Raw genomic sequence first — 19,290 nt, forward strand, 5'->3', positions numbered from 1 at the left:
GAACACCCACCCCGGAGGCCCCGAACCCGGCACCCACCACACACCGGGGCCCCACCCCACCAACCCCCTCCCGCCGAAGGCGAAAAACAGAAGAGGCACGGCGGGTCACCCGACAACGTGGGAGGCGGGTCTCAACGCGCGGAGGTCCGGTGGAGGACCACCAAGTCCGCCGTGTCGCCGAGCAGTACATACGTCGAGCGCGGATGCCGCGCCGCGGCATCCGCGAGCGCTTGGCGGGGCGAGGCCTCGTCCCGTAGCTGGAGGGCGATGTAGTCGGGCGACAGCCCGCCCGTGTCGCCGGTCCAGAAGACGCGGGTGCGGTGGACGAGGCGGCTGAGCGGGCGGATGTCGGACTCCACGGTCGCCCCGTCGGGGATACGCCCCAGCAGCTTCTCGTCGGCGGTGACGACCGGTGGGGTGCCGTAGGTGGCGGGCTCGGTGAGGCGGCTCAGGGGGAGGGCGGAGGTCAGCGCGAGGGCCGCGGCGAGGACGGCGGCCGGCAGGTGGTGGGCGTACGAGCGGAGCCAGGGGCGGGCCGATACCCGTATTCGCGGCAGGGCGTCGACCAGTGCGAGGAAGACGACCGGCATCAGGACGGCGCTGTAGTGCCAGTCGGTGCCCCAGTAGTGGGGCTCGTGCGAGAGGAAGCGCCATCCCAGGGTGGGCAGGGCGACCAGGAGGAGCGGGGAGCGCAGCGCGAGCAGGCCGGTGGTGGGCAGCAGCACCCACAGGGTGGTGCGGACGGCGGTGTCGAGGGGGATGGTGGCCCCGGCGCCCTCGGCGCCGAACTTGCTCCAGTAGTCGTACGAGCCGGAGCCGTTGAAGGCGGGTATGAGCAGGCCGAGGGTGAGCGCGGTGGCGGTGATGCCGAAGGCGACCAGGCCGATGGCCAGGGGGCTGGCCCGCCGGGTGCGGAGCAGGGCGAGCGCGCCGATGGTGGCCGCGGTCACCCCGAGGTCCTCCTTGACCAGCACCAGGGGCGCGGCCCAGCAGACCACCGCGGTCCACCGTCCGCGGAGCACCGCTTCCAGCGCGAAGGCGATCAGCGGCACCGCGAAGGCGATCTCGTGGAAGTCGAAGTCGACGGCCTTCTGTACGCCCCAGGACATGCCGTAGGCGACGCCGAGGGCCAGGCCGGGGACGCGGCCCAGGTAGCGGGCGGCGGCGCGGGCGACCGGCAGCACGGACAGCGCGAACAGCGCGGCCTGCGCCGTCAGCAGGGTCACGGGGGAGGGGAACACCCGGTAGAGGGGGGCCAGGACGACCAGTACGGGGCTGAAGTGGTCACCGAGGATGTTGGTGCCGGGGCCCTTGAGGTCGACGATCGGGGCCTGGAGGTGGGCGTAGCCGCGTATGGCCTGTTCGAAGATGCCCAGGTCCCAGGAGGAGAGGGACAGGGTCCGGAACCGGTGGTAGGACAGCAGCGCGAACGCGACGAAGAAGAACGCGGCGGCCCAGTAGGGGTCGAGGTGCGGGGCGCGGAGGGGCGCGGTCCGGGTGCGCAGGCGCTCGGCGGCGCGCCGCAGCCGTCCGGGCGTGGTGGGTGGTGCGTCGGCGGCCGGGGTCGCGGGGGCGGCCGGCTCGGCGGTCCGCTGTGGCGGGATGGTGCCGCGGTCGGCTCCCGGAATCCGTCCGGGGGCGTCGCCCCCGGCCGTTGCTGCCGCCCTGTCCATGCGGAACCTCACTCTCCCCTGCTCGAAAAGATACTCGAAGCGGCTGACCGGCCCGCCCGGTGGCCGCTACGCGGCCGGCAGTGGGTCAGACGGCTGCACGGGGCGGCGCGTTCCCGGGGAGGAGGGCCGTCGGCCCGGCACCGCGGGGTCGCGGTACCGGGCCGGGGTCCGGAGCGTGGGGGGAGGGGAACCGGTGGCTCAGAGGGCCAGCTTCCAGCTCACGGTGTCGAGCAGCAGGTCCGGCGTGACCTCGACGTCGAGCTGCGTGGTGCTCGGCGGTGCGTCAAAGACCATCTGGACGAAGGGGCGGTTCTCCTGGCCAGCTACTGTGCGCCGTCGCGCACCGGGCGGGCCATGCATGCCAGGACCGGTGATTCCGGCGATGGCTGCACCTCTCCGATGACTGCGTATCCCCATCCCTCGTAGAGCCGCTGAACCTTCCCGTCGCCTGCGGCAGGGTTCACCATAAGGGTCGCGTACGGCTCGCTCCGGTCCGCCAGCAGAGCATCATGGATGCGGAGGGCGACTCCTTTACCTCTCCACGGTGTTGTCACCCCGATCTCCTTCACCGCAACTGCGGGAGACGCTGTGTAGAGCGCGGGGGCGGGGGTGGTCATCCGGGCCCACCAGCGGTCATCGGGCTCGATGGTGTTGGCGTAGGCGTAGCCAACAGGGGCATCGCCCGCGTAGGCGATGACGCTTTGCCAGCCGGGTTCAGCGGCATGGCGGTCGAGACGCTCGGCAAACACGTCTGCGCGATAGTTCGGCAAGTGCAGCAGCTCTGTCCGTACGTCCGTGTACAGGTCGATGAGCTTCTGCCGGGCGTGCGGCAAGGCTGTGTGATGCTGAAGTCTGACGGGTGCGGTCATGCCAGGGCCTCTCGCTCGTACTGCGTCCATGTGTGGGTGTGTGGGCTACGCGGCGCGTACGCGCGCAGATGGGTACCGAACGCCCGGAGCATCCCGGAAATGCGGGGATGGCGAACGGCCACGCGGGAGATGCTCATCGCGGTGGAAACGGCAGGTTCGAGATCTCCTTGCCCCAGCTGGGCGCGGGCAAGGCGTGCCGTGGTGATGGCGCGTGACCGGTGCATGTGGGCGCGGAGCGCTGCCAGGCTGCGATGGGCGTGCGCTTCCGCCGTGCTCCAGTCGCCGAGGGCGAGATGCGCAGCGAGAGCGAGACTCTCCAACTCGGACTGACCGTAGAACGCTTCGATCCATACCGGCCGAGGCACGGCGCCTTCTGCCCGGTCAAGCGCTTCCTGCGCATGGCCGAGTGACCGGCGCACCGCTGACCAGTCGCCAGTGGTGCCGTGGATGGCGGCATGCCGGGCGTGGCCCAGGGAGCCGAAGAGCGGATCGCGCCGGGCAAGGGAGAGGTTTCGCGCCACATCGTTGGCTGCAAGTGCGTCCGAGGGGCGGCCCAGGTGCCGGTACAGAGTTCCGGCATGCGACCAGATCCGGAACTGGATCGCCTGGTCACCGGACATTCCCGCCAGGCGGGAGGCTCTGTCGTGGTGCCGCTGTGCCCCATCGAAGCGGCGGCCGTCGATCGCCGCCCACATCGCGCTGGAGGTGAAGGCGGCGGCTACCGCGTACAACTGACTGCGTACGCGCTGACTGGCCGATCCACGGTCCTGAAGGTCCAAGGCTTCGGCGGCCATTTCGAGCGCGCGGGCCTCAATGCCGCGCACGCCGCCGTGCTGATGGTCCCCGGCCACTACGGCGGCGAACTTGCCCTGAAGCCGGCCGACGTCGGACATGCCGATGCGGCGGGGTGCGGCGGTGGGAAGGGGCGCGACGGCGGAAGCCGCGGTGGCGGTGAGGAAGCTGCGGCGGTTCACGGAGTCCTCCTGCGAGGGTGCCGGGGCGGTTGCGGCGCGGCCCCGAGGCGCGAATCCCAGAGCGGTGGCAGGCAGGCCGGTGATCTTCTCCAGGGCGACCCGGGTGGCGGACTTCGGCCAGCGGACCTGTCCCGCCTTCCAGCCCCGTACCGATGACCCGTCCAGCCCGCCGGTGCGGCCGGTGAGGTCACCGACAGCCCGGTTGACCGCGTCGGCCAGGGTGTTGGAGCTGTATCCGTGCTCAGCCATCCACGCTGTGAGCGCTTGATTCCGCGTGGTGTCCATGCCCGCACGGTAGGCCCCGGAGCACTCCGCAGTCAGGCCAATAGGTGGTCAAATCGCCCTAGGTGCGCGGCCAGAGGCCTGCCGTAACGCACTAACCGCGTCCCCCTGCCGCCGCGTTAGCTGAGCGAGGCTGCCCGCGGCTCTCCGGGCTTAAGGAAACTCCGGCGGCTTTCGGGACGCTGCGGCGGCCTCGCGGTCCGGCGTCACCTCGCGTCGCGGACCGCCTCGCCTCAGGACGTTCGGGAAAGGACCCCTCCGATGAAGACGACGCTGCACCACCGGTCGCTCGGCCTGGGCCACTGGTCGCATCCACTGCTCGGCCAACGTGTGATCGACCACGCCCACGGTGACCGGATCGGGGTCCTCCGCGCTCTCGCCCCCGATGTGCAGGGCGGCAGCCTCGATCCGATCCTCAAGGTCCCTGACACGCCTCCCGTGGCATGGCTTTCGCCGGAGGGCGGCGGCGTCGAGTGGACGACCGGCTTGGACACGATCGAGGCCGCGCAGTGAGCCCCGGACAGCGTCCGGAGGTTGGCGACGAGGTCGAGTACGGCCCAGGGCGCCGGGCTGTGGTGACGGACATCCGGAAGGGCGTCATCTACTTGCGGGGAGGCGGGAGCCGGGAGTGGCCGGTGGAGGAACCGGCGGCGCTGACCGTGTCGCGGACCCGGGCGGAACGCATCGCGGCAGATGACGCGTGGTGAGGGCACAGCCCGGCCGGGCGCGCATCGCCACCCCTCACCCGGACACCAACGGCAGCAGGTCATCGATTCCCTCGATGCGCCAGTCCGCGGCCGCGGCCGCAGGAGTGTCGGCCCAGAGGTGCCCCCAGGGGCCGCGTCGCAGATGCGCGGTCCGGAGGCCGGCGGCGGCGGCCGGTGCGATGTCGTTGGCCGGGTGGTCCCCGACGTACACGATGCGGTCGGGGGCGGTATCGGCGAGCTCGATCACCCGCGTGAAGAACTCCGGTGCTGGTTTGGCGACGTGCCAGTCGCCCGACGTGGCGACGGCATCGACCGGCAGGCGAAGCGACCGCAACAACTCGCCCGCGCGAACGGTCTGGTTCCCGGCGACAAGGACCCGGAAGCCGGCCGCGTGCAAGGCAGCGAGCGCCGGCCGAACATCGGGGTACAGGTCGCTCTCGTCAAGCGTCTCCCCGCGCCCCGCTTCCTCCCTCGCGGCGTACTCCGCGGCCAGGTCGATGCCGGGCTTGAGTAGGCGGACTGCGTCGGCGTTGGCCCGCCCCTGGGCGACCATGGCCCCGACCAGGGCGGACAGAGTGTGGCGTGGGACATCGAGCCAGTCGGCCCACGCTGCCCAGTATCGATCGTCGCTGGTCAGGGTCTCACCGACATCGAATACCACCGCTTCGATCATGCCGCCCACCCTACGACCGCCAAAAACGGAGAAGTCCGCCGACGGTGACGGCAACGAGAAGGGACACCGGAGCAGAAACCGCCCCCGCCCCAGATCGTTGGCCGAAGCAGTGGCCTGGGCCACGCCGACTCCATAGCATCGATCAATCAAGGTCGAGACTCCGTCGCACGATCTGCCGGGAGGCCAAGTGTTCCGCCGAAGGACAGCGCTCTCCGTATCCACCGCCGCCGCCCTGCTGGCCGCGACCCCGTTGCTCGCCGCCTGTGGGAACGACGCCCACCCCGGTGCCGCGGCCATCGTGGACGGGAAGCGGATCACCGTCTCGCAGTTGCAGGCGAAGGTGCGGGACGTGCGCGACGCCCAGGCCGAGTCCCCGCAGGGCGGCCAGATGATCATGAACACCGGGCGGCTGAGCCTGGCCACCCTCAACGGCATGATCTTCGACGAGGTGCTGGCGCGCGGTGCGAAGGACGCCGGGGTGACGGTCAGCCGCAGCGACGTCCAGAAGTGGCGGGCCAAGGCCGAGCAGCAGGCCGGCGGCGCCGCGCGGCTGAAGGCGATGTGGCTCCAGCAGGGCGTCGCCCCCGACGAGATCGACGCCATGGTCCGCAACCAGCTGATGCTCGACGGCGTCGCCGAGCATCTGCACGCGGACCGCCGGGCGCCGCAGGGCCAGCAGAAGCTCGCCCGTGCGCTGGCCACGACCTCCCGGTCCATGGGGATCGACGTCAACCCGCGGTTCGGCAAGTGGGACGACCAGCAGGTCATCCTCGGCGAGACCAAGGACCCGTGGATCACGGGGGAGCCCGCGAAGCAGCAGGCCTGAGCCGGAGGGCCGGGGGACGGTAGCCGGGCGGCCGGCTACCGGCGCCGGGTGGTGTCAGTGGGGTGCGTTACGTTCGAGGCGTGAACGCTGACGCCTCCGCCGCCCACACCGGCGCCGAAGCCCGCCCCGAGGGCACCGGCACCGGCCGCCTGGTCCTGCTCACCACCAGCCACCGGGTCGCCCCCGGACTCCTCTCCTGGCCCGCCTGGCAGATCGTCCGCGCGGCCGACCGCGTGCTGAGCGCCGATCCGGACCATCCGCAGCTGCCCTATCTGCGGGAGGCCGGCATCGAGGTGGAGACCGCCGCCCCCACCGCCCGCGAACTGGTCGACTACTGCGTCCCGGAGGACCGTACGGCCGTCGTGCTGACCTCGGCCGACGGCGAGAGCGCGCTGACCGACGGCCTGGCCCGGCTGGCCGGCTCCGGCCGCGAGACCATGCCGGACCTGGAGCTGCTGCCCGGCTCCTACGACCTGCCCGGTGCCCGGCTGCTCGACCTCGTCCAGGTCATGGACCGCATCCGCGCCGAGTGCCCCTGGAGCAGCGTCCGTACGCACCGTGACCTCGCCAAGTACGGCATCGAGGAGGCGTATGAGCTGGTGGAGGCCATCGAGGAGGGGGACCGCGCGGAGCTGAGGGAGGAGCTCGGCGATGTGCTCCTCCAGGTGGTCTTCCACGCCCGGATCGCTCAGGACGACCCGGACGAGCCGTTCTCCATCGACGACGTGGCGGGGACGATCGTCGAGAAGCTGCTCCACCGCCACCCCCATGTCTTCGGTGAGGCGGACGCGGCCACCCCGGAGGACGTCAAGGCGCACTGGCTGCGGACGAAGGCGGAGGAGAAGCAGCGGGAGTCGGTGACCGAGGGTGTGCCGCTGGCGCAGCCGGGGCTGGCGCTCGCGGCGAAGCTGGCCTCGCGGGTGCGGTCGGCCGAACTGGACGTGGCTCCGCCGACGGGCGACGGGATCGGCTACGAGCTGCTGGCGATGGCCATACGGGCCGAGGCGGACGGCGTCGATCCGGAGGCCGCGCTGCGGGCGGCGGCGCGGGCCTACCGGGACGCGGTGCTGGCGGTGGAGGGCGTCGCCGGTCAGGACGCGTCCGACGGGTCTGCCTGACGTCGGTGGGCCACGGCCATGACCTTGAGCGGGCGGATGGCCCTGGTTCCGGCAGGCGGCCACGGGATTCCCAACCAGGCGGCCGCGCCCGGTCCTTCGGGTTCACCTGGGCGCTCTTCCGCTGCTCGCGCCCGTGTTAGCCGGACGTTAGCGCAGCGGCAGCCCCGCGACAGTGGGCCCGGTCAGAGTGGGTGACGTACCGAGGAGACCACGTCACCGACTGTCCTGGGGGGACCCGAAATGAGCTCCAGCACCACTGCCCGCACCGCCCGTCGCCGCACCCTGCGCATGGCCGCCCTGGCCCTGACCGCAGCCGCCGGCCTCACGCTGACCGCCTGCTCCGGGTCGGAGGCCGCGGACACGAAGCCCGCAGGCAAGTCGGACACCGCTGCTTCCGTCGAGGCCGGCAGCGCGGGTTCCTCCTCGGCGGCACCGGGCTCCGGTGCCCCGGCAAGCCCCGGCGCGAAGTCCGACGCCAAGACCGGTGCCAAGACCGGCGCGGCGGGTGGGCAGTCGGGCGGCGCGCACGCCACCGGCGGCGGCAAGGCGGCATCCCAGGTCCGTACCCAGCGTCTGGCGGACGGCGTCAGCACGGCCGAGATCTCCAAGGTCGGCTCCCAGCACTACCGCGCCAAGATCGTCGCCCGCGGTTCGGTCCTGGCCACGCTGGAGGCGAAGGGGCAGGACGCCGGGCTCGACGCCAACGACATGTTCCTCGTGCTCACGGCGGACGGCCAGGTCCGTTCCTGGATGGGCGGCGGACACCAGGGGCCGGGCACCTTCAAGATCGCGGGCGGCTGGACGGTCAAGGTCACGAAGGTCGGTGAACTCCACTACCGCGCGCAGTTCATCAGCCCGAGCGGCGACGCGGACGACACGGTGGAGGCGAACCAGCACGACATCGGGTTCGTCGCCAACGGCGTGAACGTCGTGCTCAGCGCCGGCGGCGTGCTCAGCGCCCACAGCTGAACGCCCGCCTCACCACGGCGGTGGAGCCGCCCCCGGCCCGGCAGCGGCCCTGTGCGGTCGGCGCCGGGCGCGGTGCGGGCGGACGACACCGCCCGTCAGGACGTGAGCGACGCCGCCGGAGCCTCGGCGGTGGCCGCCTGCCTCCGCCCCGTCCGGCCCCCGCCGGAGGGGCGCCGCCGCATGCGGTCCGCCACCCACAGCGCCACCACGACCAGCGCCAGACCCGCCCCCAGGACGCACACCCCGCTCCAGCCGGCCAGGCCCCAGACCGCCGAGGTCAGCGCCGAGCCCACCGCGCCGCCGACGAAGTAGCTGGTCATGTAGGCGGAGTTGAGGCGGTTACGGGCCTCGGGGCGGATCGCGTAGACCAGATGCTGGTTGCTGACGTGGATCGCCTGCGCGGACAGGTCCAGCACGATCACCCCGGCCAGCAGCGCCGTCAGTGACCAGGCGCCGCCCGCGCCGCCGAGGGCCAGCAGGCCCCACGAGCCCAGCAGCAGGAAGCCCGCCGCGCCGGTGACCCGGTGCGCCAGGCCGCGGTCCGCCAGCCGGCCGCCCGCCGAGGCGGCCAGCGAACCGGCCGCGCCCACCAGCCCCAGCAGCCCGATGGCCGACTCCTGCCAGCCGTAGGACGGCCCGGACATCAGGAACGCCAGCGCCGTCCACAGCACGCTGAAGCCCGCGAAGGTCAGCGCCCCCAGCGCGCCCCGCCACCGCAGCACCGGCTCCTGGCCGAACAGCGCCAGCGTGGACCGCAGCAGCGCCGGATAGCGCAGCCCGACCGTGGTGCGCAGGGCCGGCAGCCGGAGCCGCAGCAGCACCGCCATCAGCAGCATCAGCGCCGCGTTGACCCAGTAGACGGTGCGCCAGCCGCCCAGTTCGGCGAGCAGCCCGGCGGCCGTACGGGCCAGCAGGATGCCGAGCAGCAGCCCGGTCATGACGGTGCCCACGGTCCGGCCGCGCTCGGCGGGCGGTGCGAGGGTCGCCGCGTACGGCACCACGACCTGGGCGGCGACCGAGGTGAGGCCGGTCAGCGCGGTGCCGGTGAGCAGCACGGCGGCGTTGGGCGCGCTCGCCGTGACGGTGAGGAAGAGCGCGGTCGCCGCGGTCAGGATGACGGCCAGCCGGCGCCGCTCCAGCAGGTCGCCGAGCGGTACGAGGAGCAGCAGCCCGAGCCCGTAGCCGACCTGGGCGACGGTCACCACCAGCGCGGCGGTGGCCGCCGGCAGGTGCAGATCGCGCCCGATGACGTCCAGCAGCGGCTGGGCGAAGTAGTTGCCGGCGACGGAGAGTCCGGCGGCGACCGACATCAGCAGGAGGGTTCCGCGACCCAGGCCCGGCCCGGTCCCCGGCGCGCCCCGGGCGGGCTCCGCCGTGTGCTCGGTTTCCATCACTGACCTCCCCTGTGCGCCCGCCGCCACCGCGGCGGCGGGCACGTCCCAGCCTGCGGCCCGAAGATTAATGAGTCCAACACATCGTTTTCATCGCATCCATCGTGAATCGTGATCGATGCCGACTAGGGTGCGGGACATGGAGCTGCAGCAGATGCGGTACGTGGTGGCGGTGGCGGAGACCGGTGGGTTCACCCGGGCCGCCGAGCGCTGTCATGTGGTGCAGTCCGCGCTCAGCCATCAGGTCGCCTGGCTGGAGAAGGAGCTGGGGGCCCGGCTCTTCGACCGGACCAGCCGCAGCGTCCGCCTGACCGCCGCCGGCGAGGCCTTCGTCCCGGTCGCGCGGCAGGCGCTGGAGGCGGCCGAGCGGGCCCGCGCCGAGGTGGCGGCGGCGACCGGGGAGGTGCGCGGCCGGCTCGCGGTCGGCGCGATCTCCACCGTCGCGGCCGTGGATCTCGCCCGTGAGCTGGGCGCCTTCCGTACCCGGTGCCCGCAGGTGCGGATCAGTCTGCAGACCGAGATGAGTGACCAGCTCATCGAGCAGGTGCGGCAGGGGGTGCTGGACGTCGCGTTCGTCGGGCTGGCGCCCGCGGCGCGGACCGTCGGGGTGCGGGAGAAGGAACTGGCGCGCGGTGAGCTGGTCGGCGTCGTCCCGCCGGGGCATCCGCTGGCGGAGCGGGAGTGGACCACGCTGGCGCGGATGGCGCGGGAGACCTTCGTCGACTTCACGGCGGGGTCCGCGGCCCGCCGGCAGCGCGATGACGCGTTCCGGGCGGCGGGGCTGACCTCGGAGGTGGCGTTCGAGGTGACCACGGTCGAGTTCCTGGCGAAGCTGGTGCGGGCGGGGCTGGGCGTCGGCATGGTGCCGGAGGCCATCGCCTCCGAACTGGCCGGGCTGCACATCGTGCGGGTGCGGCCGGCGCCCGCGCGGATCGAGCGGGTGGTGTGGAGCGGCCTCGGCCCCTCGCCCGCGGCGGCGGCGTTCCTGGCCGGTGTGGGCGTGGACACGGCGTAGCGGCGGGCCCGGCCGGTACGCGGGCGCGCCGTTGTGCGCCCAGCGGTTACGGTCGGAAGGTGCACGCCGAGCCCCACACCACCGCCCCCGACGCCCCCGCGGGCTGCCCCGCCGCCGGGCCCGCCCCCGCCCTGTTCACCTGGGAGTTCGCCTCCGACCCGTACCCCGCGTACGCCTGGCTGCGCGAGCACGCGCCGGTGCACCGGACCGAGCTGCCCAGCGGCGTCGAGGCCTGGCTGGTGACGCGCTACACGGAGGCGCGGCAGGCGCTGGCCGACGCCCGGCTGTCCAAGAACCCGGTCCATCACAGCGAGGCCGCGCACGGCAAGGGCAAGGTCGGCATCCCGGGGGAGCGCAGCGCCAACCTGATGACGCACCTCCTCAACATCGACCCGCCGGACCACACCCGGCTGCGCCGGCTGGTCTCGAAGGCGTTCACCCCGCGCCGGGTCGCCGCCTTCGCCCCGCGGGTCCAGGAGCTGACCGACCGGCTGATCGACGGCTTCGCCGAGCGCGGGGAGGCCGATCTGATCCACGAGTTCGCGTTCCCGCTGCCGATCTATGCGATCTGCGACCTGCTGGGCGTGCCGCGCGAGGACCAGGACGACTTCCGTGACTGGGCGGGCATGATGATCCGGCACGGCGGCGGCCCGCGCGGCGGCGTCGCCCGCTCCGTGAAGAAGATGCGCGGCTATCTCGCCGAGCTGATCCACCGCAAGCGCGCGACTCTGAGCGAGACCGCCGAGCCTGACGAGGATCTGATCTCCGCCCTGATCAGGGCCTCCGACCACGGGGAGCACCTGACCGAGAACGAGGTCGCCGCGATGGCCTTCATCCTCCTCTTCGCGGGGTTCGAGACCACCGTCAACCTGATCGGCAACGGCACCTACGCCCTGCTGCGACACCCCGCCCAGCGGGAACTGCTCCAGAAGTCGATCGCTGCGGGCGACACCGACCTGCTCACCACCGGCATCGAGGAACTGCTCCGCTACGACGGCCCCGTGGAGCTGGCGACCTGGCGGTTCGCGACCGAGGAGCTGACGCTCGGCGGACAGCGGATCGCCAAGGGGGACCCGGTCCTGGTGGTGCTGGCCGCCGCCGACCGCGACCCGGCCCGCTTCGACGAGCCGGACGTCCTCGATCTGACCCGGCGTGACAACCAGCACCTGGGCTACGGGCACGGCATCCACTACTGCCTGGGGGCGCCGCTGGCCCGGCTCGAAGGACAGAGCGCGCTGGCGACCCTGCTGACCCGGCTCCCGGACATCCGGCTTGCGGCGGAACCTGATGATTTGCGCTGGCGGGGCGGGCTCATCATGCGCGGACTCCGTTCACTTCCGGTGGAGTTCTCCCCGGAGCGGCCCTGACCAGCGGCGAAGCGAATGTGACGCAGAGTCAACTACGTGACCATTACGTGATCCGCGCTACACCGACTTGTGACTCCCCAGGACCCCGGCTACCTTTCGACCCGACGATCGACAGGTTTCACTCGATCGGTCGAAGCGGTGAGGTGGGGGACCGGTGTAACGGTGCCGCTCGCGTGCGTCGGCCGGCCGGAGACCCCGTCGAGCAGCTCGAAGAGCTCGTCGAGACAACTCAACCGCCGCGCGAAAGGCATCCGCATGCGTTCCGGGAACGGCCGACATCGTCGACCCCGCCAGGCACCGGCCATCTTTGTCACGGCGGGAGTGACCGGCGCGGGCCTCGCCCTGCCACTGTTCGCCGCGAGCGGTGCACAGGCCGCCGACACCACGACCTGGGACAAGGTCGCCCAGTGCGAGAGCGGCGGGGTGTGGAGCGCGGCGTCGGGCAACGGCTACTACGGCGGCCTGCAGCTCACCCAGGAGATGTGGGACAACTACGGCGGCACGGCCTACGCCTCGCGCCCCGACCTCGCCAGCCGCTCCCAGCAGATCGCGGTCGCCGAGTCGATCCTCGACCACAAGGGGCCGGACGCCTGGCCGAGCTGTGCGGTGAACGCCGGGCTGACCGATGACGGCCGCGCGCCGGAGGTCGACCCGGGCAGCACCAGCACCCCGGAGCCCGACCCGTCGGACTCCGCGGGCTCCCTCGACCCCTGGGACACCGGTTCGTCCCACGACCACGACGGCACGGACACGTCCGGACGGCACGACGAGCCGAGCGACGCCCCGAGCGACGAGGCCGGCGACGAGCCGAGCGGCCGCCCGTCCGACGCCACGCCCTCGCCCGACGCCTCGGACTCCGGCGAGCCCGGCGACGCGTCCACGAGCCCGGAGCCGTCCGGCGACCGGGACGGCGACCAGGGCGACGAGCAGGACAGCGGCCAGGGCGACGACCCGTCGCAGTCCGCCGACCCGTCCGACGACCCTTCCGCCGACCCGTCCGGGGACGGCAGCCGTACGGACGGCACCGGCACCCCGCGTGAGGTGCCCGGCAAGGGCAAGCACCGCGGTGGGGCGGACGGCGAGGACGCCGGGGACGGTGACGCCGGGCGGTCCGCCGGCGGCCGGCACGCCTCGCGCGGCGACGACGCGCACCGTACGGGCCCGGCGGCCGACGGGGACTACACGGTGCGCCCGGGTGACAGCCTGTCAGCCATCGCCGCGGCCCACCGGCTGTCCGGCGGCTGGTCCACGCTCTACGACCGCAACGAGGGCGTCATCGGCTCCGACGCGGACCTGATCCAGCCCGGCCAGCGGCTCGATCTCGGGCGGAACGCAGGGTAGTTCGCCTCCCTTCGCCCTCTTTTGGGAAAGTGAGACAAGGGTCTCGTTGACTCCGGAGGGGCCCGGTGTACCCAACCCCGGCATACCGGGCCCCACCTGCGAAAACGCCTCCAAGCCCTGATCAAAAACGGTCAACTTGGTTCAGATGGTGGGGTTTGAACCCCAAGGGGATTACTGCTTAACGTCAGGACCGCTCGCCAAAGCGGGCCCTTCGATCACACGCCGAGTCCTGCCGGTGGTCGAAGGCACTTGACGCGCAAGCGCCGAAGGCAGGAGCGGGGGACCCAGGATTTGTGCCGGCCCCGCCCGTGAAAACGGGTCAACCGGCTTGGGGTGAAGCCAGGTGCGTTCCGCGCACCCGGCCGGGCGACTCATCAGTCCGAACCCGACAGCTCACCTCGTAGGCGTCGGTGAGGAAACGAACGAACCATGCTGATCTTCAAGGGCAAGCACCGTCGTCCCTCCAAGGCCGTCCGCGTCGCCACCCTCGCCGGTGTCGCCGGTGCCGCCGTGGCCGTCCCGATGATGGGCGCCACCTCCGCCTCCGCCGCCTCCGTCGCCACCTGGGACAAGGTCGCCCAGTGCGAGTCCGGCGGCAACTGGTCGATCAACACCGGTAACGGCTACTACGGTGGCCTGCAGTTCTCCAACTCCAGCTGGGCCGCCGCCGGTGGCACCAAGTTCGCGCCGCGCGCCGACCTCGCCAGCAAGTCCCAGCAGATAGCCGCCGCCGAGAAGCTCCTCGCCATCCAGGGCCCGGGCGCCTGGTCCTGCGCCGGTGCGGGCAATCTGACCGCCGGTGGCCCCGCCGCCGACGTCGACACCTCCGCGCAGACCAAGTCCGCGCCGAAGCAGGAGTCGGCCAAGCCCGAGCCCAAGAAGGCCCCGTCCGAGGACCGTGCCTCGCGGTCCGCCGAGCGCAAGTCCACCGGCCACGGCAACTACACCGTCAAGGCGGGCGACACCCTCGCCAAGATCGCCAAGGCCCACGGCGCCGACTGGAAGTCCGTCTACAAGGCGAACAAGTCGGTCATCGGCGGCAACCCGAACCTGATCATCCCCGGCCAGCAGCTCACCGTCTGAGCCACCCGCCCAGCGGACTCCGGGGTTCGAGCGGCGGACCCCCTTCCTCCGTGAGACCAGCCCCGCCACGGCGCGCACTTCCCCCCGACGCGCCGTGGCGGGGCTTCTCGCATCCCGGCCCCCGCGCCCGGAGCGCCCGCCGCCGGCGCCCCGCCGACCGGCGCCGTCCCGCGGCTTTCCCCGTTCGGCGAACAATGTGCCGAAAGGTCCCGTGAACTGGGCCTTCGGTAAGTATTCCGGGGTCTTCCGTCCCACGGAGCGGGCCAAGCACCGACGGACACCTCCGGGGCCGTTAGGCTCATGCGCAGAACGCCAGACACCCACGAAGGAGACAACGTGCCGTCGATCGACGTCGTCGTAGCCCGCGAAATTCTCGACTCGCGAGGTAATCCCACGGTCGAGGTCGAGGTCGGCCTCGACGACGGCAGCACCGGCCGTGCCGCCGTGCCGTCCGGCGCCTCCACCGGCGCCTTCGAGGCCATCGAGCTCCGCGACGGCGACCCGAACCGTTACCTCGGCAAGGGCGTGGAGAAGGCCGTCCTGGCCGTCATCGAGCAGATCGGCCCGGAGCTCGTCGGCTACGACGCGACCGAGCAGCGGCTGATCGACCAGGCCATGTTCGACCTGGACGCCACCGACAACAAGGGCTCGCTCGGCGCCAACGCCATCCTCGGCGTCTCCCTCGCCGTCGCGCACGCCGCCTCCGAGGCCAGCGACCTCCCGCTGTTCCGCTACCTCGGCGGCCCGAACGCGCACGTGCTGCCCGTGCCGATGATGAACATCCTCAACGGTGGGTCGCACGCCGACTCCAACGTGGACATCCAGGAGTTCATGATCGCCCCGATCGGCGCGGAGTCCTTCTCCGAGGCGCTGCGCTGGGGCGCCGAGGTCTACCACACCCTCAAGAAGGTCCTGAAGGCCAAGGGTCTGGCCACCGGCCTCGGCGACGAGGGCGGCTTCGCCCCGAACCTGGGCTCCAACCGCGAGGCCCTCGACCTCATCCTCGAGGCCATCAAGGAAGCCGGTTACGCGCCCGGCCAGGACATCGCGCTCGCCCTGGACGTCGCCGCCTCCGAGTTCTACAAGGACGGCTCGTACGAGTTCGAGGGCAAGACCCGCTCGGCCGCCGAGATGACCGAGTACTACGAGGAGCTGGTGGCGGCCTACCCGCTGGTCTCCATCGAGGACCCGCTGTTCGAGGACGACTGGGCCGGCTGGAAGGTCATCACTGACAAGCTCGGCGCCAAGGTCCAGCTCGTCGGCGACGACCTGTTCGTCACCAACCCCGAGCGTCTCGCCCGCGGCATCGAGGAGGGCTCCGCCAACGCCCTCCTGGTCAAGGTCAACCAGATCGGCTCGCTGACCGAGACCCTGGACGCCGTCGAGCTGGCCCAGCGCAACGGCTTCAAGTGCATGATGTCGCACCGCTCCGGTGAGACCGAGGACGTCACCATCGCCGACCTCGCCGTCGCCACCAACTGCGGCCAGATCAAGACCGGCGCCCCGGCCCGCTCCGAGCGCGTCGCCAAGTACAACCAGCTGCTGCGCATCGAGGAGATCCTCGACGACGCCGCGGTCTACGCCGGCCGCTCCGCCTTCCCCCGCTTCCGCCACGGCAGCTGACGAAGGCGGCCCGCTGCCAGGCCGGACAGGGCAGCAGGGGCCGAACGGGCGAGGCACTCGCCCCGCGCCCCGTACGTCCCCGGCGACGGTCCCGTACCGTTGCCGGGGACGTACCTGCTTGAAGCAGTCAGGCGTCCGTCAGTGAAGGGGAGACGACGTGCCCGCGGACCGGTTCTCGACCGCGACCCGACTCAAGGCGCTCGGCGAGCAGGCCGCCGCCCGCGTCTACCGCGCCCGCCCGCCCCGCCGCAACCGCCTCACCGGCCGTGCCGCCCTGCTGGCCCTGGTGATGTGCTCCCTGGTCGTCGCCCTCGCCTATCCCATAAGGCAGTACGTCTCCCAGCGGTCGGACATCGCCGAGCAGCGCCGCAGGGCCCAGGACGCCGGCACCGCCCTGGAACGGCTGCGCGAGCAGAAGGCCCGCTGGCAGGACCCCGAGTACGTACGCCAGCAGGCCCGCCGGCACCTGCACTACGTCAGGCCGGGCGAGTCCGGCTACATCGTCCCGGACGGCTCCGGCACCGGCTCCGCACCCAAGGGGGCGCGGGCGGCGCAGCGCCCCTGGTACGAGAATCTGTGGGACGCCGTCGACACGGCCGACAAGCGGTAGGACGGGCCGCGTCCGCCGGACCGGCCGGCGCCCGTACCGCCGGCCGCCGGCAGCCCGTACTGTCGACAGCGGACGGCCCCCCACCGCCCCCTCCACACCACTCACCTCACCGAAAGCGCACATGGACACGCCCCCGCCCCAGACCGAGCCCACCGAGCCCACCGCCGCGGACATCGCGGCCTTCAAGGAGCAGCTCGGCCGCCCGCCCCGCGGACTGCGCGCCATCGCGCACCGCTGCCCCTGCGGCCAGCCGGACGTCGTCGAGACGGCGCCGCGCCTGGAGGACGGCACGCCCTTCCCCACGCTCTACTACCTCACCTGCCCGCGCGCGGCCTCCGCGATCGGCACGCTGGAGGCCAACGGCGTGATGAAGGAGATGACCGAACGGCTCGCGGCCGACCCCGAGCTGGCCGCCGCCTACCGCGCGGCCCACGAGGACTACATCCGGCGGCGGGACGCCATCGAGGTGCTGCAGGGCTTCCCGAGCGCGGGCGGCATGCCCGACCGGGTCAAGTGCCTGCACGTCCTCGTCGGCCACTCGCTGGCGGCCGGGCCGGGCGTCAACCCGCTCGGTGACGAGGCCCTCGCGATGCTGCCGGAGTGGTGGAAGAAGGGCCCGTGCGTGACCTCGTGCCAGGACACCACCCGAGCCCAGGACGCCCCCGAAGGAGACGCCACGTGAAGCGGGTCGCCGCCATCGACTGCGGTACGAACTCCATCCGGCTGCTGGTCGCGGACGCCGACCCGGCGACCGGCGAGCTGAAGGACCTCGACCGCCGGATGCAGATCGTCCGGCTGGGCCAGGGCGTGGACCGCACCGGGCGGCTGGCGCCCGAGGCGCTGGAGCGCACCTTCGCGGCCTGCCGGGAGTACGCCGCGGTGATCAAGGGCCTCGGCGCCGAGGCCGTCCGCTTCGTGGCGACCTCCGCCTCCCGCGACGCGGAGAACCGCGACGACTTCGTCCGCGGCGTGGTCGACATCCTGGGCGTGGAGCCCGAGGTGATCACCGGCGACCAGGAGGCCGAGTTCTCCTTCAACGGCGCCACCAAGGAGCTCACCGGCCACGCCGACCACGAGCGGCCGTTCCTGGTGGTGGACATCGGCGGCGGCTCCACCGAGTTCGTCCTCGGCTCGGACGCGGTCCGCGCCGCCCGCTCGGTCGACGTCGGCTGTGTACGGATGACTGAGCGGCATCTCGTTCACGGCGGCGAGATCAGCGACCCGCCCACCGAGGGCCAGATCGCCGCCGTGAAGGCCGATGTCTCGGCGGCCCTGGACCGGGCCGAGGAGACCGTCCCGCTGCGCGAGGCGGCCACCCTGGTCGGCCTGGCCGGCTCGGTGACCACGGTCGCCGCGATCGCACTGGGTCTGGACCAGTACGACTCCGAGGCCATCCACCACTCCCGGATTCCCCTGGCGACGGTCCGCGAGATCACCGGCCGGCTGCTGTCCTCCACCCACGCCGAGCGCGCGGCCATCCCGGTCATGCACCCCGGCCGGGTCGACGTGATCGCCGCGGGCGCGCTCGTGCTGCTGTCGATCATGGAGCGCAGCGGCGCCCAGGAGGTCGTCGTCAGCGAGCACGACATCCTGGACGGCATCGCTTGGCACGCCGCACTCGACGACGAGTGACCCTCTGGCTGTGAGGCGACCCGGAGCCTCAGGGCTTCGGGCTGCCTGCTCTCAGATGGTGCGGTAGACGTCGCGTCGGTCGCCGATCTTGACGACGAGGATGAGGAGTTCGCCGCCTTCGACCCGATAGGCGACCCGGTAGCTGCCGACCCGGAGCCGATAAAGGCCAGACGGGCCGGTGAGTTTCTTGATGTCGGCGTCCTCACGGTACGGATCGTCGCCGAGCGCGGTCAGCGCGGCCAGGATGCGCATGGCGGCAGGCCGGTCGATGGCTCGAAGCTGCCGCTGTGCCGCCGTAGTGAACCGGAACGCGTACTTCACGCCGCGTCGTCAGTGCGATCGGCGAACAGGTCTGCCAGCAGCTCAGCCATGGACACCGTCGGGCCGTCCTGGGCCAGGACCGCTTCCGCCTCCCGGGCCAGCAACACGTCGGCTGCTTCCTCCAGCGCGTTGAAGTCCGCGATCGGCACCACGGCCGCGACGGGCTCGCCGTTGCGGGTGATCACCGTAGGTGTGCCCTCCTCGGCACGATTGATGTGGTCCGCCAGGTGCGCGCGGGCTTCCCGTACAGTCACAGTGCTCTCGGCCATGAAGGAAGTGTACGCACGATTGTGTACACATGCACGGGCTCGGGAGTGAGTGACACTTTGGAGGCGGCGCCCGGCGGCATCGCCTGGAGCCTCGCCGGCTGAGACGGCGGTGCGGGCGGCAGGGGTCGGCAACGGCCTCCGTCGCCCGGCTTTTTGAGGGGACGCGGCGCGCGCCTGAGCGGCTTTCAGGGGGCTTCGGAGGGCTCCGCTGAGGAGCCAGGGAAGAAAGTTCGTGAAATCCTTCACATGAAAAAGCCTCCCGTTGGACGAACAATCTGATCGTCCGACCCTCATTCGAAGGCTCTGGGCCCTCTCGACCCGGAGAATGCGCGGTTCCGAGTGCGGCGGCGGCCCGCCCGTGGAGGCGGCGGTCCGGCTGTCCGGCGGGCGGTCACGCCGGAACAACGCCTGATCAACGCGGGTCTCCAACGCCTCGCGGCATAGGGTGGTTCCGCATTGGACTATGGCGTCGGTCACGAAGCTGGCGGAGTGTAGCAGATGCCCCTGGCGTGCTTGTGAAGGGGCTCACGAGCGACCCCCCATGTGG

The 19,290-nt window shown here is 72.1% G+C and carries 19 protein-coding genes and 1 riboswitch; of the genes, 12 read left to right on the forward strand and 7 right to left on the reverse strand.

What is annotated here, in order from left to right:
• Positions 1 to 131: 131 nt before the first annotated feature.
• The 3 genes from ACWC9R_RS23145 to ACWC9R_RS23155 form a co-directional block, all read right to left on the reverse strand.
• Positions 132 to 1,673, reverse strand: coding sequence for a DUF2079 domain-containing protein (locus tag ACWC9R_RS23145; protein ID WP_450734127.1), 1,542 nt, complete (start codon positions 1,671 to 1,673; stop codon positions 132 to 134).
• 323 nt (positions 1,674 to 1,996) lie between these two features.
• Entirely contained in the window at positions 1,997 to 2,542 is a 546-nt protein-coding gene (locus ACWC9R_RS23150) for a GNAT family N-acetyltransferase (protein WP_450734128.1), read from the reverse strand.
• Positions 2,539 to 3,801 (reverse strand): hypothetical protein, encoded by a 1,263-nt coding sequence (locus tag ACWC9R_RS23155; RefSeq protein WP_450734130.1) that lies wholly within the window; start codon positions 3,799 to 3,801, stop codon positions 2,539 to 2,541. The genes ACWC9R_RS23150 and ACWC9R_RS23155 overlap by 4 nt, the downstream gene beginning before the upstream one ends.
• A 258-nt stretch (positions 3,802 to 4,059) precedes the next feature.
• On the opposite strand from ACWC9R_RS23155, the gene ACWC9R_RS23160 reads away from it, so the two are divergent.
• On the forward strand, positions 4,060 to 4,311 hold the full coding sequence (locus ACWC9R_RS23160) for a hypothetical protein (RefSeq protein WP_450734131.1): 252 nt from the start codon (positions 4,060 to 4,062) through the stop codon (positions 4,309 to 4,311).
• Between the two features lie 228 nt (positions 4,312 to 4,539).
• Here the strand turns inward: ACWC9R_RS23160 and ACWC9R_RS23165 are convergent, their stop codons facing one another.
• Complete coding sequence (locus tag ACWC9R_RS23165) at positions 4,540 to 5,178, reverse strand: HAD family hydrolase (RefSeq protein WP_450734132.1); 639 nt, start codon at positions 5,176 to 5,178, stop codon at positions 4,540 to 4,542.
• Between the two features lie 187 nt (positions 5,179 to 5,365).
• Between ACWC9R_RS23165 and ACWC9R_RS23170 the strand changes: the two genes are divergently transcribed.
• From ACWC9R_RS23170 to ACWC9R_RS23180, 3 genes are all read left to right on the forward strand, one after another.
• The gene (locus ACWC9R_RS23170) at positions 5,366 to 6,004 is read left to right on the forward strand and encodes a SurA N-terminal domain-containing protein (protein WP_450734134.1); all 639 of its coding nucleotides are present in this window, start codon (positions 5,366 to 5,368) and stop codon (positions 6,002 to 6,004) included.
• Positions 6,005 to 6,084: 80 nt separating this feature from the next.
• Positions 6,085 to 7,122 carry a nucleoside triphosphate pyrophosphohydrolase gene (locus ACWC9R_RS23175; protein WP_450734135.1) on the forward strand — a complete coding sequence of 346 codons (1,038 nt, stop codon included), beginning with the start codon at positions 6,085 to 6,087 and terminating at the stop codon, positions 7,120 to 7,122.
• Positions 7,123 to 7,362: 240 nt separating this feature from the next.
• Positions 7,363 to 8,091, forward strand: a complete 729-nt coding sequence (locus ACWC9R_RS23180) for a hypothetical protein (RefSeq protein ID WP_450734137.1) — start codon at positions 7,363 to 7,365, stop codon at positions 8,089 to 8,091.
• Positions 8,092 to 8,186: 95 nt separating this feature from the next.
• Here the strand turns inward: ACWC9R_RS23180 and ACWC9R_RS23185 are convergent, their stop codons facing one another.
• Positions 8,187 to 9,482: an MFS transporter gene (locus ACWC9R_RS23185; RefSeq protein ID WP_450734139.1), complete on the reverse strand. Its 1,296-nt coding sequence runs from the start codon at positions 9,480 to 9,482 to the stop codon at positions 8,187 to 8,189.
• Between the two features lie 139 nt (positions 9,483 to 9,621).
• On the opposite strand from ACWC9R_RS23185, the gene ACWC9R_RS23190 reads away from it, so the two are divergent.
• The 8 genes from ACWC9R_RS23190 (at position 9,622) to ACWC9R_RS23225 (ending at position 18,153) form a co-directional block, all read left to right on the forward strand.
• Positions 9,622 to 10,497, forward strand: coding sequence for a LysR family transcriptional regulator (locus ACWC9R_RS23190; protein ID WP_450734141.1), 876 nt, complete (start codon positions 9,622 to 9,624; stop codon positions 10,495 to 10,497).
• A 59-nt stretch (positions 10,498 to 10,556) separates the two neighbouring features.
• A complete protein-coding gene (locus ACWC9R_RS23195; RefSeq protein WP_450734143.1) occupies positions 10,557 to 11,864 on the forward strand; it encodes a cytochrome P450 family protein in 1,308 nt (435 codons plus the stop codon).
• A 321-nt stretch (positions 11,865 to 12,185) separates the two neighbouring features.
• A complete protein-coding gene (locus tag ACWC9R_RS23200; protein WP_450734144.1) occupies positions 12,186 to 13,205 on the forward strand; it encodes a transglycosylase family protein in 1,020 nt (339 codons plus the stop codon).
• 251 nt (positions 13,206 to 13,456) lie between these two features.
• Positions 13,457 to 13,627: riboswitch (cyclic di-AMP (ydaO/yuaA leader) on the forward strand.
• Positions 13,628 to 13,634: 7 nt separating this feature from the next.
• A complete protein-coding gene (locus ACWC9R_RS23205; RefSeq protein ID WP_450734146.1) occupies positions 13,635 to 14,288 on the forward strand; it encodes a transglycosylase family protein in 654 nt (217 codons plus the stop codon).
• Between the two features lie 336 nt (positions 14,289 to 14,624).
• Entirely contained in the window at positions 14,625 to 15,911 is a 1,287-nt protein-coding gene (gene eno / locus ACWC9R_RS23210) for a phosphopyruvate hydratase (protein ID WP_450734148.1), read from the forward strand.
• A gap of 157 nt (positions 15,912 to 16,068) precedes the next feature.
• A complete protein-coding gene (locus ACWC9R_RS23215; protein ID WP_450734150.1) occupies positions 16,069 to 16,521 on the forward strand; it encodes an FtsB family cell division protein in 453 nt (150 codons plus the stop codon).
• Between the two features lie 121 nt (positions 16,522 to 16,642).
• Positions 16,643 to 17,203, forward strand: coding sequence for a DUF501 domain-containing protein (locus ACWC9R_RS23220; protein ID WP_450734151.1), 561 nt, complete (start codon positions 16,643 to 16,645; stop codon positions 17,201 to 17,203).
• Positions 17,200 to 18,153 (forward strand): Ppx/GppA phosphatase family protein, encoded by a 954-nt coding sequence (locus tag ACWC9R_RS23225; RefSeq protein WP_450734152.1) that lies wholly within the window; start codon positions 17,200 to 17,202, stop codon positions 18,151 to 18,153. Before ACWC9R_RS23220 ends, ACWC9R_RS23225 begins: the two co-directional genes overlap by 4 nt.
• A gap of 51 nt (positions 18,154 to 18,204) precedes the next feature.
• Here ACWC9R_RS23225 and ACWC9R_RS23230 read toward each other — a convergent pair whose 3' ends face one another.
• Together ACWC9R_RS23230 and ACWC9R_RS23235 are read right to left on the reverse strand one after the other, a co-directional pair.
• Positions 18,205 to 18,474 carry a type II toxin-antitoxin system RelE family toxin gene (locus ACWC9R_RS23230; RefSeq protein ID WP_450734154.1) on the reverse strand — a complete coding sequence of 90 codons (270 nt, stop codon included), beginning with the start codon at positions 18,472 to 18,474 and terminating at the stop codon, positions 18,205 to 18,207.
• Positions 18,471 to 18,743 carry a type II toxin-antitoxin system Phd/YefM family antitoxin gene (locus ACWC9R_RS23235; protein ID WP_260639121.1) on the reverse strand — a complete coding sequence of 91 codons (273 nt, stop codon included), beginning with the start codon at positions 18,741 to 18,743 and terminating at the stop codon, positions 18,471 to 18,473. Before ACWC9R_RS23235 ends, ACWC9R_RS23230 begins: the two co-directional genes overlap by 4 nt.
• Between the last annotated feature and the right edge of the window lie 547 nt (positions 18,744 to 19,290).

This window comes from Streptomyces sp. NPDC001219 (assembly GCF_053597915.1).